Consider the following 15482-nt stretch of genomic DNA (forward strand, 5'->3'; position numbering starts at 1 on the left):
GTAGGTGCTCCACAAAAAAATTATCGGCTGAGGGTGCTTCTGCGCATCATCAGCACCATGGGAATGCCGATGGCCATAACGGCGCCCAAGGTGCCGAACAGCATGCTGAAGGCCAGCATTTGCGCTTGTTCACGCGCTTGCAGGTAAGGCATCAGGGCCAGGGCTTGTTGATGGCTGGCAAGGCTGAGCGAGAGGAACAGCGGGTTGGATTCCACGCCGCCCCAGCCATTGGCGATCAGGCTGGACTCGGTCACGTGCTCGGAGAGCAGGCGATAGCGCTCCCACGAAAACCGCGTGAGCAGCGTTGCAGCGATGGCGATGCCGACGCTGCCGCCCAGTTGGCGCATCAGGTTCAATACGCCCGAGGCGCCGGAGATCAACGTCAAAGGCAGGCGGCGCATGGCCAGGTTGGTCAGCGGCACGAAGATCATGCCCAGGCCCAGCCCGCGGATCACCAGCGGCCAGTACAGCGTGTCCGGGTTGCTGTCGAGGGTGAACTGGGTGTGCAGGAACATCGCGTAGCAGTACATGACGATGCCCAAGGTCACGAACACGCGTTCGTCGATCTTGTTTTCCTGGGACAGCTTGCCGATCACCAAGGTACTGATGGCGCTGGCCACCGCCCCCGGGAAAATCACCAGCCCGCTCTGGTACGCGCTTTGCGCCAGCAACGTCTGCAGAAACAGCGGCACCATAAACAAGGTGCTGTACAGCCCGAAGCCCACGCAAAATGCGCAGATGCAGCCCATCAGGAACTCGCGGTTCTGAAACAGCGCGACGTTGACGATCGGGTTGACCGCGCGCCGTTCCCACCAGAAAAACCCCACCAGGCTGAAGCTGCTGAGCAACAGGCAGGCCACCGTCCAGTTGGATTCCAGCCAGTCCCAATGCTCGCCGCGCTCGAGCAGGATCTGCAAACTGCCGACCCCCAGCGCCAACAGGCAGAAGCCGCTGTAGTCGACACTGCTGGGTTTTTGCTCGTTGGCCGAATCGCCGATACACAGCCAGCACAGCAACAGGGCCACGGCGCCGATGGGCACGTTGATCAGGAAGATCCAGTGCCATGACAAGGTGTCGATCAGGTAACCACCGACCGTCGGCCCAAGGGTCGGCCCCATCATTACGCCGACGCCGTACAGCGCCATGCCGCTGCTGACCTTTTCCTTGGGGAACACGTCGTAGATGATCGCCTGGGAAATCCCCAGCAAGCCGCCGCCCGCCAACCCCTGCAGCACGCGAAATGCCACCAGTTGCCACAGCTCAGCGGAGAACGCGCAGCCCACCGACGCCAGCACAAACACGGCGGTGGAGACCAGGTAATACCGGCGCCGCCCGAACCAGGCAGACAACCAGCCGCTGACCGGCAGAATCACCACGTTGGCCACCACGTAGCCGGTAGAGACCCACGAGATTTCATCGACCGACGCCCCATAGGTGCCCATCAGGCTGGGAATCGCGACGTTGACGATGGTGACGTCCAGCAACTCCATCATCGACACCAGCGTCACGGTGAACGCAATCAGGTACGGCGACCTCATAGCGTTTGGCTGGCGTTGTGTGGCGTGGCGACTTCGACAAAGGCGCTCATGCCGGGGCTCAACAAGCCCTTGTAGTCATCCGGCACGTCTTTGAGCGCAATCCGCACCTGGACGCGCTGCACCACCTTGGTGAAGTTGCCCGTGGCGTTTTCCTGGGGCAGCAGGGAAAACTTCGCCCCGGTCGCCGGTGCCAGGCTTTCGACCACGCCGTCGAAGGCGTGGCCGGGAAACGCGTCCACCGTGACCTTGGCGTGTTGGCCGACACGTACGCGGCCGACTTGGGTTTCCTTGAAGTTGGCGGTAATCCACAGCGGGTCGGTGGCAATCAAGCTCAAGAGCTTCTGGCCGGCGACCACGAACTGGCCGGGTTCCACCTCCTTTTTCGAGACAATACTGCGCACCGGCGCGGTCTGGCGGGCGTCATGCAACTTGATGCGGGCTTGCTCGAGTTCGGCTTGCGCCGCCGCGATCCGATAGTCCTGCACCTTGAGTTCGGCCTTGTTGGCCAGCGTGCTTTGCGCGGCGGCCTGGGCATTGCTGCGGGCCGCTTCCTGGGCATGGCTCAACGCGTCGAAACGCGCCTTGGCCAGTTCCAGGTCCTGAGTGCTCAGCACACCCTGGGCGCCCAGGCGCCGGGCGCGCTGGTAGTCGTTGCGCGCCTGCTCCAGGTTGGCGCTGGACTGTGCCAGCGCCGCCTGTGCGGCCTGGCGCATGGCGACTGCGCCGAGAATCTGGCTGTCCAGCGCACCCGGGCTGCCGCTGCGTCCGGCAGCGGCGAGCAAGGCTTGCCACTGTGCTTCGCGCTGCTGCACCTGGTATTGATATTCGCTGTCGCGTATCTGAAACAGCAGGTCACCGCTTTGCACGGTGACGTTATCCATCACCGGCACGCTCATCACCACACCCGACAGCTTGGCCCGCACCGGGATGATCACGCCGTCGAGTTCCGCGTTGTCGGTGCTCACGTAGGCGCTGGAATACTGCCAGCGCTGCCAGCCGAGCAGCAGCAACCCACCCACCACGGCGACGCACAGTGTCATTTTTATAAGCTTGCCTTTGGTCATGTCCTACTCCCTGTGTTCATGCGAGGCTCAGACGCTGTGTTCAACCTGACGCACAGGGCGGTCCGTTGCGCGTTGCGCTTTTTCCTGGAGGAAGTGATGCACGCCATCCCACAGGTCGATGCGCGAGTTGATCGCGGTTTTGGCGCTTTCGATCATGTGCTGGTGTTGCGCGGGCGTGGTGACGATTTCGGCGATGATGCGCTTGGCCGCCGGGCCGTGATCGTCGCCGTCCATTTCGATGTGGCGCTTGAGGTAATACGTGAGCATCGGCACCTCGGTTTCACTCACCGACCATTGCGACAGCAGGCGGCCGAACATGTCGGGGATGATGTCTTCACGGCCAAAGAAGAAGTACGCCAGCACCGCTTCGGTCGAGCCGTGCTGCGCGACATCGAGGGTCTGGCACATGAACACTTTGGCGGCCAGCGGAATGTCGCGGTCGCTGAGCGCCTTGGCCAGCGGCACCTGGGCCTGGATGGCAGCGAGGAAACGCCGGAACACCGAACTGTCGGCGCCGATTTCATCCATGGCCGTGAGGTACAGGTCCAGGTGGCTGATAAAGCCGCCGTCCGGGTGTTCGTCGGTTTCTTCGCCCACCACGATTTCATTGATCAAGCGCGCGGCGGTGATGTGCACCGGCGGCACCCACGGCAACTCGACGCAGGTGAGGTCGCGCTGGATGCGCTTGAGCAAGGTCATGAAATCCCACACGGCGAATACGTGGAATTCCATCAGCGTGCGCACGTCTTCAACCGTGCGGATAGTGGCGAACAGCGGGTGGCTGAATAACTGCTCGCGTTCGGTTTCGATGTGGCTGTCGATATCAAAAGGCATACATGCTCCTGCAGCCTGAGTCTTCAGGCGGGAAAATCCATTCGGAATGTTTGGGTGAGTGTTCAGTCGTTTACCGTGTCTCCACGGTAGGGGTGGCGGCTGGTGGCGTACTTGAAGGACGCGACGAAGTGCTTTTCCAACAAGTACTGCCGGTCTGTGTACCAGCCCGCGTCCAGCAGTTGGCGGTGCACTTTTGGCAGTCGCCAGCACGGCACCGCGGGATAAAAGTGATGCTCCAGGTGAAAGTTCGCGCCGGCGTGCAGCCAGGTGCACAACCGCGAGGTGCGCGAGCGCGCAGGCGGTGCTTCATCGCCTTCGCTGAACGCATGTTCCTGATAGGCATTGAAGGCCGACACCAGAAACGCCACCGCCAGGCTCGCGCAAAACCCCAGCAGCAACCCGTCGATCTGCCACAGCGCCACGGCGTACACGCACAACCAGCCCACTTGGCAGGCGATGTTGCAGCGCGCCAGCCGTTGCACCTGCGCCGCGCTCAAGGGCAGCGGCGAAGGGCTGCTCAGTGGGCCGAACGCCAAGCGCAGGGTGGCGTGCAGGTAGTTCGAGGTTGCGAGCAAACGCGACAGCGCGATGCGGCTTGCCAGCGTGCGATAGCGCGAAAAGTGCCGGTAGTCCGGGTCTTTTGCGCTGTTGCTGTAGCGATGATGTTGCCAATGGTCGACGAAGTAACCGGTCACGCAGAACCCCGGCAGCAGCGAACTGGTAAGAATGCCCAGGTAGCAGCTGTGCATCGGGTTACCGCTCAGGTTGAAGTGGAAGCCTTCATGCCCAAGGATCGCTTGCAGAAACAATCCGTACCCGGCCACGACCAGCAAGGGCGAACACAGCAGCACCCACACGGTGGGCGCCGTGTTTGCCACCCACACAAACAGGGCAAGGGGCAGCAGGTACAGGCACACCGCGTAAGCGATGATCAGCAGCGACTCGCCCGTGCGCGCCTTGAACAAGGCGCGGTCGAGACGGACCTGGGGCTTGGGGTGCAGTTGTCTGGCCATTGGCGAGGCGTTACTCGATCAGTTCAGGTTTGAGCGCCAGGTGCCCGCCGCGTGTGAGCGTGCGCAGGCGCAAGGCGATAAAGGCGTCGACCACACTTGGCGCGATGCGCGCGGTGTACATGGCCAGCGTGCCCATGAAGGTCAGCCCGCGATTGCGCAAACCGTTTGTGCGGCAGGCGCGCACCAGGCCGTCAGAGGCTGCATCGAGTTTTTCTTCCAGAGACAGCAGCGTCTTGTCACCCCGCTTGAAGGTCACCAGGCGCTTGACCGACAGCCCCACCCGCTGGGCCGGCAAGTGAATCGCCGTGTCGATGAACCCCGGGTACACCGTGACCACATCCAGCTGCCCGCGATACTGCATGCGCAGCACGTCCGAGTAGGCGCTCAACGCGCGTTTGCTGGCGGCGTACGCGGCCACATAAGGTGCATTCACCAGGGCGAACAGCGAGGATACGTTGACCACTTTGCCGCGTTTGCGCAGCAGCCCCGGCAAGAACCCGGCCACCAACTGCCACGGTGCGAACAGGTTGACATCCACTGCGCGGATGACTTCGTCGGTGACGCCGGTTTCACCGCGTTCCAGGGTCAGCGTGCCGGCGTTATTGACCAGGATGTCGATGTCGCCGAAATCGGTGGAGATGGCGCCGATCACCGACGCCAGCGCGCTGCGGTCGCACAGGTCGACCTGATAAAACCCGTCCAGCAGTTCCGGCTCCTGCGGCGCCAGAATGTCCAGGCCAATCACCGTGGCGCCTTGTTGCTTGAGTTTGCGGGCGGCGGCATGGCCCAGGCCACGCGCGCAGCCGCTGATGACGATGATTTTTCCGAGCAGGTTCATGGGTGCGCTCCGGCGATGCTGAAGGTTGAGTGGGACAAATAGGTGTCGAGGTTGCTCGCCATCGAGATCTTCGCCGGCGGGTGAAATTGCAGGCCGCGGCAGGCCATCAACCCATTCGAACTCTGGTTGCTGGTGATAAATGCCATGCCGCCGAGCATCGCGTGGGCCTGGTCCGACAGCTCGGTCAGCAGCTGCTCGATGCCATAACGCACCAGCAGCAGACGGGCCAGCACGTTCGGCAGGTCCTGGGGGTTGCGCTCGATATCCAGCGCCGCGCCTTCCAGCGCGCTGATTGCCAATTGCAGGTTGGCCGCCAGGTCCACGCGGTGATGCGCGGTCCAGCGTCCTGCGTCGGTCACCGTCTCGATCAGGCCGGCGCAGGCACCCACGTAGGACGCGCAAATCAACAGTTCGAACCAGATGAAACCGACGGTTTGCACGTCGCCCAACAGGTGCTTGTAGCCGGCGGAAAACAGCATGCGTTCGGGCACCAGCACTTCATTGAGGCGTACCTCGATGCTTTCGGCAGCGGCCAGCGCGCTGTTCTGCCAGAACGGCGCGCGGCTGATGCCTGGCGCGTTGGCGGGAATCAACGCCACCATCAGCTCTTCGCCCTGTGGGGTCTGGCGGGTATAGCTGGCGGTGAGCAAGTCCATCGAGCGGCCGAGGCAGCAGGGTTTTTTGCTGCCACTGAGCAACACGCCCTCGGGGGTGTGCACGGCCTGCATGTTCGAGTCGAGGATGCCCGCGCCCGAGTTGCCCTCGGCAAACCCCGAGGACAGCAACAAACGATTCTGTGCAACGGCCGCCAGCAACAGGCCTTCGGCACCGCCCCCGTTTTGGGTGAGCGCCAACAGGCTCGCCACCGAAAACTGGTGCATGGTGCTGGCCACCGCCAGCGAGGGCGAACGCGCGCCCAGGGCGATCTGCACATGCACGGCATCGAGGATGCCTGCACCCAACCCACCGGCGGCGCGGTTGACCAGCAGCCCGACCGGCCCGTGTTGCTTGAACAGGGCAATGACGCTGCTCTCGGGGGCTTCGCGTTCGGCGACGGCGAGGGCGGCCAGGCGCGCGTCAAATTCCGGGGCGTAGCGGTCAAGCAAGGCGCGCGAGCGGTTTAACAATGACAGTGACATGGCTCAGGCCTTCAGGTAGCTCGCCGGGAACAGGCCGGTGATGATCGAGTGGATGTTTTCGCGAATGGCCTTCTGCGCGACGGGGTCGAGCATGTCGGCGAGCATCGGCAGGCCCAGGTCAAAGCGCGAGGTGAAGGTGATAATCGCGTCCTTGCCATCGGGCAGGACTTGCCAGGTTCCGGAGAAGTGATCGACATCGCCGGCCATTTGCTCAAAGTGAATCTCGCGGGTCTGGGCGTTGAACGTGTCGCGCTCCTGCCACTTGAGAATGCCGCTGTGGAAGTTGACCTCCCAGGAGGTGAACGACACGTCGTCGCTGACCTTGTTGATGGTGATATTGCGCACCGAGTCGCACAGCTCGACGTAGTGGCTGAAGTCGCTGATCACGGCGAAGACTTCATCAGCGCAGGCATGAGGGATATGTGCCTGGACATTGACTTCTTGCATGGGGTAACTCCAAAGATCAAAGGGGTGAGACAGAGGTGGTGAGCGCCTGGGCGAATCCCTCGATCAACCAGTTGCAGTCCTGGGCGGTGAGCAACGGCGACGGTGTAAGCCGCACGACGCGGTGGTCATTGAGCGAGTGGCACACGATGATGTGCTGCTCGATCAGGGCCATGACCATGTTCGCGGCAATCGAGGCGTCGCTGAACTCAAAGCCCAGCAGCAAGCCGGCACTGCGCAGCGTGACGCGCTCGGCCAGGCCCATGCGCTGCAGCAGCGCGCTGAAACGTGCGTGCAGGTCCTGGCCCAACAGCCGTGCCCGCGCCACCAGGTCTTCTTGCACCATCACCTGCAGCGTGGCCTGCACGGCCGCCATGGCCAGCGGGTTGGCGCCAAAGGTGGAGGTGTGCACCGTGGGGTTGCGGTTGAACGGCGCATAAATGGCCGCGCTGGCGACCATGGCGCTGACCGGCACGCAGCCGCCGGACAGGCTTTTGCCGACCAGCATGATGTCGGGCACCACCTGTTCCTGATCGCACGCCCACCAATGGCCGGTACGGCCCAGGCCGGACTGGATTTCGTCGATGATCAGCACGGCGCCGTACTGGTCACACAGCTCACGTACCCGCGTCAGGTAACCCGGTGGTGGCAGGATCACGCCGGCTTCGGCCTGGATCGGCTCGAGAATCACGCAGGCTTTTTCCGGCGAGGCGAGCAGTTGCTGTTCCAGCGCGGCGCTGTCGCCGAACGGCACGAATGCGCTTTCGCTGAGCAGGCCACTGAACGGTTCGCGGTAGCTTTCACGGCCGGTGACGGCCAGCGCGCCGAGGGTCTTGCCGTGGAAACCGCCGAGCGTCGACAGCGTGCGACGGCAGCCGTTAAGCCGGGCGAGTTTCAGGCCGGCTTCGGTGGCTTCGGCGCCCGAATTGCAAAAGAACACATAGTCCAGGTTGCCCGGGCAACGCGCTGCCAGCGCTTGCGCGGCCAAGGCTTGTTGCGGGTTGAGCAACAGCTTGCTGGCCAGCGCGTTTTGCTGCAGTTGGCGGGTCACGGCATCCACGACAACCGGATGGCCGTGGCCGAGGAAAAACACCCCATAGCCGCCGGCATCCAGGTACTGACGGCCTTGGCTGTCATAGATGTAGACGCCCTGGCTTGAGTGTTCGATCGGCAGGTTCATCAAGGACGCGAGGCGTGCGTAGCCCGAGTTCACATGCTGGCGAAAATACTGGTCAATCTGTGCGGCGTCGGCGGCGGGTTCCAGTTCTGTCAGGTGCAAGTTCATGCAACGGATGCCTCTGCGACAGGTGGAACCGGCTGTTTAAGCATCCGCGTCAAGGCGCCGAGCTTGGGGGCCAAGTGATTGAGTGACAGCAGCAATTCGCGGCTGACGTCGCGCGCACTGAAGGCCGGCTCGCCGAGCAACTCGGGCAACGAAGTGGGCAGCGGCGTGCGCAGGCAGGCATAGCGGCACAGTTGGTTGGCGCGGCCCAGTGCCGCCTGGACGGCACCGGTCAATGCCGGCAGAAACACCGGGCGGATCAGGCGTTCATAGATGTCCGGCGCCATGCAGCGAGGCCGTGTGAACGGTTGCGCCTGGGCTTGCATGGACTCGCACATCAGGTCCAGCAGACCGGTGAGGTCCAGCGCCTGTGGGCCGCTGGTGAGGAAGTAGTCCGCGCCGATCAAGCGCCGGTGCAAGGCGTTGGCAATCGCCTGCGCCGCCACGTCGCGGGCAATCAGGTCGATGTAGCCGGCAGGCGGGCAGGGCACGATAGGCAGCACGCCGGACATCATCAGCCCCATGGTCATGTGAAAACCCTGGAAGTTGGGCATGTGCCCGGTGTCGGAATTGCCGATGATGATTGACGGGCGGAAAATCGACACGTCGATACCGGAAGAACGCACCAGCGTCTCGGCCTGGCGCTTGGCGACTTCGTACGGCGTCTCGGCCTGCACGCCTTCGTAGTAGTCACATGGGTGGGTGAAGGCGGTGCTGATGTGGTAGAGCGGCACTTTGGCTTGCTGCACAAAGCGCACGATGTTTTCGGTACCCAGGTAATTGACCGAAAAGATCTGGTCGATGTCGCCATCCATGCGGGTGACCGCTGCGGCGTGAATGACCCAGTCGACGCGCTGCAGCAGCGCTTCATAATCCTCGGCAGCCAGCCCCAGCCGGGGGCGGCAGATATCACCGCTGAGCACTTGCACCTGCGGGTGGCGGATGCGGCTTTTGCGCGCCAGGCAGACCAGGTTGAAATCCTCTGCCAGGCAGTCGATCAGTGACTCGCCGAGTACGCCCGAGCCTCCTGTGAGAAGGACGGTTAATTTTTGCTGTTCTGACATGTAGGACGCTTCCTGCGGACTCATCGAAAGAATTAACGGTGCGTTCCGCCGAATCCCAGGCACACGTGCCCCTGGCGAACACTCTTGTATTCACTTTCGGTGGCGCTGACGTGCGTTGGGGGAAGGCAGTCAGCGCTTAACGTTTTCGCGAATAAGATGCGATCGATATTGGCCTTTTGATATCACCGCGTCTTGAACGAAACGCTTGTCTTGCGCAAAACCTTGGCCGCCGTGAGCGGGGTCATGCCGATCATGCGGCGCATCATGCGCGCCAGGTGCGCCTGGTCGGAGAACCCGCCATCGGCGGCGGCGTCCGACAAGCTGGCGCCGCCGGCCAGGGATTTGGAGGCGCGCTCGAGTTTGTTCCAGATGATCCATTGGGACAGGGAAACGCCCATCTGGTGCGTCGCCACGCACCGCAGGCGCGGGCTGGACAGGCCGACCGCATTGGCGGCGCGGCTGACGGAACCGGGACCGTCGCGGTCCAGGCGCAGGATGTTCAAGGCTTTATAGAGGCGTTGGTCGATGGGCGGCGTAATCGCCAGCAAACGCGCGAGCGCGTCGACAAACTGGGGCAGGGAGGTGGTACGGCGAAAGCACTCCAGCAGTTCCTCACTGGCCAGGGCGATGCCATTGTCTTGCAGCAATGCGTTGAGTGCACGGCCCAGTGGCGTGTCCGGATTGACGTACACAAACGCCACCGGATGACTGTCGGCCACGGCGCGGTGTTCGACGTTGGGGCCGATGATCACCCCGGCCGCGCGGATCAACTGGCCGGGCAGCTCCAGGGTGACCGGTTGGTGCACGCCGATGCACAGCTGAATGGCGACATGGGAATGGGCAGAGTTCTGATCCGCGCGACCGATGTAACCGGCCCATGAATCGCCAAAAGTAACGCTGCCGTCCCACATGTAAGGTCTTCCTGACTCGAAGGGTGAGTTTTCCGTGTGCAGGGTAGGCCTGCACAGGTCTTGATTCAAGCTCCGGGCGCGCAGTCAGCGTTGCAGCGCCGCACGCATGCCGGCCAGTTTGATGCAGGTTTCGTCGTATTCGCAGGCAGGGTCGGAGTGCTCCACGATCCCGCACCCCGCAAACAGACGAGCCTGGTTGCCCTTCAACAGGGCGCTGCGCAGGCCGACGATGAATTCGCCATTGCCATGCGCGTCCAGCCAACCCAGCGGCGCCGCGTACCAGCCACGATCAAAGCCCTCGAATTGGCGAATATGTTCCAGCGCCGGTTGGCGTTCATGGCCGCCGACCGCGGGTGTCGGGTGCAGGAGCGCAACCATGTCCAGCAAACTGCGCTGCGGGTGCAGCGGCCCTTCGATCAGCGTGGCCAGGTGTTGCACGCGGCTGAGGCGCTTGATATGCGGCGCGGGCGGAACCTGCAGCGGGGCCACCCACGGCGCGAGGTCGCGCTGGATGATCTGCACCACCACCGCGTGTTCGTGCTGGTTCTTTTCGCAGGCGAGCAGCGCGTGCGCCAGTTGCGCGTCGTGCTCAGGGTTGGGGTCGCGGCGGGTGGTGCCCGCCAGCGCCAGGGTTAGCAGGTGGCCATTGTGCAGCTTGACCAGGCGCTCGGGAGACGCGCCGATGAAGCACGCCTGGTGTCGGCGAAAGGCAAACAAATAAGCGCCGGGGTCATTGCTGGCGAGGGTCGCCAGGGTGCGGCCGGCATTGATAGGCCGGGAAAACTCACTGAGCACTTCTCGCGCCAGCACCACCTTTTGCAATGGGGTGTCGCGCAACACCTCGAGGGCGTGGGCGATTTTGCTTTCCCAGCACGCGCGCGGCAGGCACTGGTCACGGGTGTGGTGGGGCGCCGCCGTGGGGCGTGGGCCGGACACGTAGCGGTCCATCAGCGCGTTCCATTGATTCAACACGTGCTCGCAGCAGCGCTGCGCCACATCGCCGGCCGCCACCCGTTGTTGGCACAGCAGCCAGCAGGCATCGCCGTCGCGCACCAGCAACAGCGTCATCAACAGCAGCGAGGCATCGCCAAAGCCCTGCCACGCAGGGCTGGCCTTGACCTGATGATCAAACCGAAAGCCGCCGCACACTGTCGGCGCCAATGGGCCGTGGACCACGGCGCCTTCGAGCCAGTCCCGCCATTGCGCATCCACCGTGGCAAAACGTTGAGCACCGGCGCCGATAAGTTCAGCCGCCACGCCCCAGCCGAACAGACTTTTGTCATCTTCCGGCGCGCGCCAGAACAGGCACTCGGCGTGCGGCTCGTCGACACGTTCGAACAGCGCCAGCAGGTCCAGCGCGGTGATGTTCACCGCGTAACTGGCCAGCACGGGTTTGCCGTGTTCGATAGCACGCTGGCGAGCGCATTCGAACACTTCGGTCAGGCCGGCGGCATGGCCCTCCAGCTGCGTAAAGGCGCTCATGCCGGTGTTCTCGTTGCGCGCCAATGCAGCACTTGCTGGCCGATGTACCAGTGGATGATCTGGGCGAACAGGGTTTCCATGAAGTGCGGGTCCAGCCCGGCTTGCTCGGCCCATTCGCGGCGTTGCGGGAGCATCTGGGCCACGCGTTCGGGCGCGGCAATGCTGCTTTCGCTCGGTTTGAAACGTGCAGCGGCTTTGACGTAAGCCATGCGTTGACGCATGAGTTCGATGATCTGGTGGTCCAGTGAATCGATGGCGTGACGGATGTCCGGCAGGCCATCACAGGGGTCGGGTGTTTTCATCAACAGGTTTCCTTCAGGGCGGGCGATAGGGTCAGCAGCGTCGTGGCGATAGCGTCGATGAGTGCCTGGCGTTGCTCGATCAGGTAAAAGTGGCCGCCGGGCCAGCGCTGCAGGTGCAGTGGCTGGTGACTGGAGGCTTGCCAGGCATGGGCTTCATCCAGCTCGATTTCCGGGTCTTGCTCGGGGTAGAACACCGTGATGCGGCTGTTGAGTGGCCGCGGTTGCGCGCAGGTGTAGGTTTCAACCACGCGGTAGTCACCGCGCAGGCCCGGCAGGAACAGTTCGCACAGGGCCGGGTCGTCCAGCAATGGGTTGGGCCGCTCGGACAAGCGCCGCACGTCGTCGAGCAACGCCGCATCCGGCCCCCGGTGCAGGTGCCCGCCGCGCTGGCGGTGTGGCGCCGGATGGGCGGACACGAACAGGTGGTCGACAGCGATTGCGCGTTGCTCCAGGCGTGCGGCCACTTCATACGCCACCACCGCACCCAGGCTGTGACCGAACAACGCCAGTGGCCGGTCGGCGTAACCCTGCAAGGCATGGGCGGCGCCGTCGGCCAGGCGCTGCATGTCAGTCAGGCACGGCTCGCTGAAACGGTCTTCGCGGCCCGGGTACTGGATGGCCAACAGGTCGATGTCGGCGGGCAGGGCGTTGACCCAGTCACGAAAGAAACTCGCACTGCCCCCGGCATGCGCAAAACACACCAGGCGCCAGCGCGGCATGGGTGTCAGGCGGTAGGCGCGGACCCAGCGGCTCACGACGCGGCGCTCTGCAACCAGGCCTGGCGCAGGCGTTCGCGCAGGTCCTTGCGGCTGACTTTGCCCACGCCGGTGTGCGGGAACTGCGCGATGAATTCGATGCGGTCCGGCACCTTGAACGCGGCCAGGCCCTGGCCACGCAAGTGCTGCTTGAGCGCAAACGCCGACGGCGCCGGGTCGCGGGCGACGATAAACGCACAGGTGGATTCGCCCAGCACCGCATCCGGCATCGCCACCAGCGCGGCGTCGTGCACCTGCGGATGACTGATCAGCAGGTTTTCGACTTCTTCGGCGGCGACCTTTTCGCCGCCACGGTTGATCTGGTCCTTGTCGCGACCTTCAACCACCAGATAACCCTCGGTGGTGCGCCGGACCCGATCACCGCTGCAATAAAAACCGTCGGCGGTGAACGCCTTGGCATTGTGCTCGGGCAGGCGGTAATAGCCACGAATGGTGTATGGCCCGCGCACCTGCAGCTCGCCGACCTCGCCGTCGGGCACCGCTTGGCCGTGTTCATCGACAATGCGAATTTCATCATCGGCGCTCAGCGGGCGGCCCTGGGTATGCAGCAGGTGATCGGGGTGATCGTCCAGGCGGGTAAAACACAGCAAGCCCTCGGCCATGCCCAGCACTTGTTGCAAGGTGCAGCCCAGGGTCGGCGTGACGCGGGCCGCTGCGCTGCCGAGCAGCTTTGCGCCGCCGACTTGCAGCAGGCGCAGGCTCGACAGGTCGGCCTGGCGCTGGGCCTGGGCGTCCAGCCATAACATCGCCAGCGGCGGCACCAGCGCGGTGACGGTGACGCGTTGCTCGCTGATCAGCGCGAAGCAGCTTTCGGGGTCGCAGCGACGCGTACACACCACGCGCCCACCGGCCAGCAGGGTGCCGACGACGCCCGGGCAACACAGCGTGAAGTTGTGCGCCATGGGCAGCGCGGTGAGGTACACCGTGTGCGCGTCCAGGCCGCACACCTCGCTGCTGGCGCGCACGTTATAGAGGTATTCGGCGTGGCGGCGCGGGATCAGCTTGGGCGTGCCGGTGGTGCCGCCCGAGAGCTGGAAACACGCCACGGCGTCAGGGCGACCGGCGTCCTGCTCCAGCGGCTCGTGGTGATACAGCGCACTCAAGGCGATGAATGCCTGCGCGTCACCGTCGATCACCACATGGCGCAGATGCATGCTCTCGGCGGCCAACTGACGCGCCATTTCACGGCAGTCGAAGCCGTCCAGTTCGGCGCAGCCGATGTAGGCCGTGGCCTGGGCAAACCTGCAAAAACCGCCGATCTCGTGCTGACGGTGGGCGGGCAGGGCGAGGATCGGCCGGGCGCCGAGGCGGAACAGCGCAAAGCACACTTCGATAAACGCGCTGCCGTTGGGCAAGTGCACCACCACGTTATCGCCAGCCGCCACCCCCAGCGCACGCAATCCGCCAGCCAGGCGCCGGCAACGGTCCGCCAGGCTGCGGTAGTTCAGATGCAACGGGCCATCGGTGATGGCAATCGCCGATGGGGTGCGTGCAGCCACCGTCTCCAGTGCCTGGGCGAACGTCTGGTCTTGCCAGTAACCGGCCTGCCGGTAGCGTTCGGCGAACGCGGCGGGCCAGTCTGGCGCATCGTCAACGGTGTCTGAATCGCGTGCGCAGGTGTGCAATGACATGGAATCCCCTATTTGTAGAAATAATTGGCTACAAATGTCCAAATGAGATCTATTATCATTGTCTTTCGCCGGCAGCTTCTCAACGCCAAGGCTTTCGGACCTGTGACTTTTTCATTAGATGAAATACACAGCGGCTTTAAACAGGGAGGTTTACGGTTTAAAAGCCTCCTCCTCACTCAGGTCAGGCCCCGCGTAATGGCCTTAAAGGATCAAGGGAAAACCCAATGACTATTACGATCATCGCTCCCAGCCACCAAGAGACGCAGGCCGAACCCAAGGGCAACCAACCCGGCACGGTCTACCTGGAACCGCACATGACGTTGGTCACCGGCACGCTGTGGTCACAGAGCGAAAACTGGGTGGAAGACCCGTTGGAGCGCGGCCTCAAATTGATCCTGGTGCAGAGCGGTGAGTTGTCGTGCCGCATTCCCGGGCACAGCGAGCAATCGATCAAGGGGCCCAGCCTGTGCACCATCGTCAATGACGGCGAGTTCACCTCGTCGCAGATCTACGGCACCTCCACGCCGCTGCGCTACACCATCGTGCAACTGGACCTGGAATCCCTCGACCGCCACCTCGGCATGGCCCCGCGCAAGTTGTTGACCAGTGGTGGCGGCGACCCGTACATGATGGTGCGCCCGGCGCCACGCGCGATGCAGGCGCTTGCCACACAGATTGCGACGTGCCCGATGCAGGGCCCGAGCCGTTCGTTGTACCTGGGTGGCAAAGCGCTGGAGCTGACTGCCCTGAGCGCGCAATTTTTGCTCGGTGAACGGGGCCAGCCGGAACAAAAGCTGCGCATTACCTCCTCGGACGTGGAGCGTGTCCACGCCGCACGCGATCGCCTGGTGCGCTCGTTGCTGGAGCCGCCGAGCCTGAACGCCCTGGCCAGCCATGTGGGCATGAGCCCGCGCAAACTCACCGCGGGCTTTCGCAAGGTGTTTGGCACCAGTGTGTTCGGCTACCTGCACGAGCATCGCCTCAGCGAAGCCCACCGCATGCTCAGCGACGAGGAAAGCAACGTCTCCACCGTCGCTTACGGCGTGGGGTTCAGCCCGGCGCATTTCTCGATTGCCTTTCGTAAACGCTACGGCGTATCACCCAGCGAGATCCGTTGAGCGTGGGTCGGTGTCTCTGAATCGAATGAAAAGGCCCGTGCATCTA

15 protein-coding genes are annotated in these 15482 nt (G+C 63.6%); 1 reads left to right on the top strand and 14 read right to left on the bottom strand.

Annotation, left to right across the window (positions count from 1 at the left end; all coding sequences use genetic code 11):
* Window positions 1-20: 20 nt before the first annotated feature.
* The 14 genes from ABWL43_RS13590 to ABWL43_RS13655 all read right to left on the bottom strand — a co-directional run bounded on the left by ABWL43_RS13590 (window position 21) and on the right by ABWL43_RS13655 (window position 14318).
* Window positions 21-1538 carry a DHA2 family efflux MFS transporter permease subunit gene (locus ABWL43_RS13590; protein WP_404488137.1) on the bottom strand — a complete coding sequence of 506 codons (1518 nt, stop codon included), beginning with the start codon at window positions 1536-1538 and terminating at the stop codon, window positions 21-23.
* Window positions 1535-2602, bottom strand: coding sequence for an HlyD family secretion protein (locus tag ABWL43_RS13595; RefSeq protein ID WP_145160489.1), 1068 nt, complete (start codon window positions 2600-2602; stop codon window positions 1535-1537). The genes ABWL43_RS13590 and ABWL43_RS13595 overlap by 4 nt, the downstream gene beginning before the upstream one ends.
* A 27-nt stretch (window positions 2603-2629) precedes the next feature.
* The gene (locus tag ABWL43_RS13600) at window positions 2630-3436 is read right to left on the bottom strand and encodes a DUF3050 domain-containing protein (RefSeq protein WP_242196963.1); all 807 of its coding nucleotides are present in this window, start codon (window positions 3434-3436) and stop codon (window positions 2630-2632) included.
* 62 nt (window positions 3437-3498) lie between these two features.
* Entirely contained in the window at window positions 3499-4449 is a 951-nt protein-coding gene (locus ABWL43_RS13605; protein ID WP_404488138.1) for a fatty acid desaturase family protein, read from the bottom strand.
* A gap of 10 nt (window positions 4450-4459) precedes the next feature.
* On the bottom strand, window positions 4460-5287 hold the full coding sequence (locus ABWL43_RS13610; protein WP_404488141.1) for an SDR family NAD(P)-dependent oxidoreductase: 828 nt from the start codon (window positions 5285-5287) through the stop codon (window positions 4460-4462).
* Window positions 5284-6426 (bottom strand): acyl-CoA dehydrogenase family protein, encoded by a 1143-nt coding sequence (locus ABWL43_RS13615; RefSeq protein ID WP_145160497.1) that lies wholly within the window; start codon window positions 6424-6426, stop codon window positions 5284-5286. Before ABWL43_RS13615 ends, ABWL43_RS13610 begins: the two co-directional genes overlap by 4 nt.
* 3 nt (window positions 6427-6429) lie before the next feature.
* Window positions 6430-6873, bottom strand: a complete 444-nt coding sequence (locus tag ABWL43_RS13620) for a type II toxin-antitoxin system RatA family toxin (protein WP_145160499.1) — start codon at window positions 6871-6873, stop codon at window positions 6430-6432.
* Window positions 6874-6889: 16 nt separating this feature from the next.
* Window positions 6890-8155: an aspartate aminotransferase family protein gene (locus ABWL43_RS13625; protein ID WP_404488142.1), complete on the bottom strand. Its 1266-nt coding sequence runs from the start codon at window positions 8153-8155 to the stop codon at window positions 6890-6892.
* On the bottom strand, window positions 8152-9216 hold the full coding sequence (locus ABWL43_RS13630) for an SDR family oxidoreductase (protein WP_404488143.1): 1065 nt from the start codon (window positions 9214-9216) through the stop codon (window positions 8152-8154). Before ABWL43_RS13630 ends, ABWL43_RS13625 begins: the two co-directional genes overlap by 4 nt.
* Before the next feature lie 182 nt (window positions 9217-9398).
* Complete coding sequence (locus ABWL43_RS13635; RefSeq protein ID WP_404488144.1) at window positions 9399-10127, bottom strand: helix-turn-helix domain-containing protein; 729 nt, start codon at window positions 10125-10127, stop codon at window positions 9399-9401.
* Window positions 10128-10211: 84 nt separating this feature from the next.
* Window positions 10212-11609 (bottom strand): isochorismate synthase, encoded by a 1398-nt coding sequence (locus ABWL43_RS13640; RefSeq protein ID WP_404488146.1) that lies wholly within the window; start codon window positions 11607-11609, stop codon window positions 10212-10214.
* Window positions 11606-11911 carry an isochorismate lyase gene (locus tag ABWL43_RS13645; protein ID WP_404488148.1) on the bottom strand — a complete coding sequence of 102 codons (306 nt, stop codon included), beginning with the start codon at window positions 11909-11911 and terminating at the stop codon, window positions 11606-11608. Before ABWL43_RS13645 ends, ABWL43_RS13640 begins: the two co-directional genes overlap by 4 nt.
* Window positions 11911-12666 carry a thioesterase II family protein gene (locus ABWL43_RS13650; protein ID WP_404488149.1) on the bottom strand — a complete coding sequence of 252 codons (756 nt, stop codon included), beginning with the start codon at window positions 12664-12666 and terminating at the stop codon, window positions 11911-11913. The genes ABWL43_RS13645 and ABWL43_RS13650 overlap by 1 nt, the downstream gene beginning before the upstream one ends.
* Entirely contained in the window at window positions 12663-14318 is a 1656-nt protein-coding gene (locus ABWL43_RS13655) for a (2,3-dihydroxybenzoyl)adenylate synthase (protein ID WP_404488151.1), read from the bottom strand. The genes ABWL43_RS13650 and ABWL43_RS13655 overlap by 4 nt, the downstream gene beginning before the upstream one ends.
* A 224-nt stretch (window positions 14319-14542) precedes the next feature.
* Here ABWL43_RS13655 and ABWL43_RS13660 point away from each other — a divergent pair, with 224 nt between their 5' ends.
* Window positions 14543-15436 carry a helix-turn-helix transcriptional regulator gene (locus ABWL43_RS13660; protein ID WP_145160513.1) on the top strand — a complete coding sequence of 298 codons (894 nt, stop codon included), beginning with the start codon at window positions 14543-14545 and terminating at the stop codon, window positions 15434-15436.
* Window positions 15437-15482 lie beyond the last annotated feature (46 nt).

Source organism: Pseudomonas sp. HT11 (assembly GCF_044875395.1).
GTDB lineage: Bacteria > Pseudomonadota > Gammaproteobacteria > Pseudomonadales > Pseudomonadaceae > Aquipseudomonas.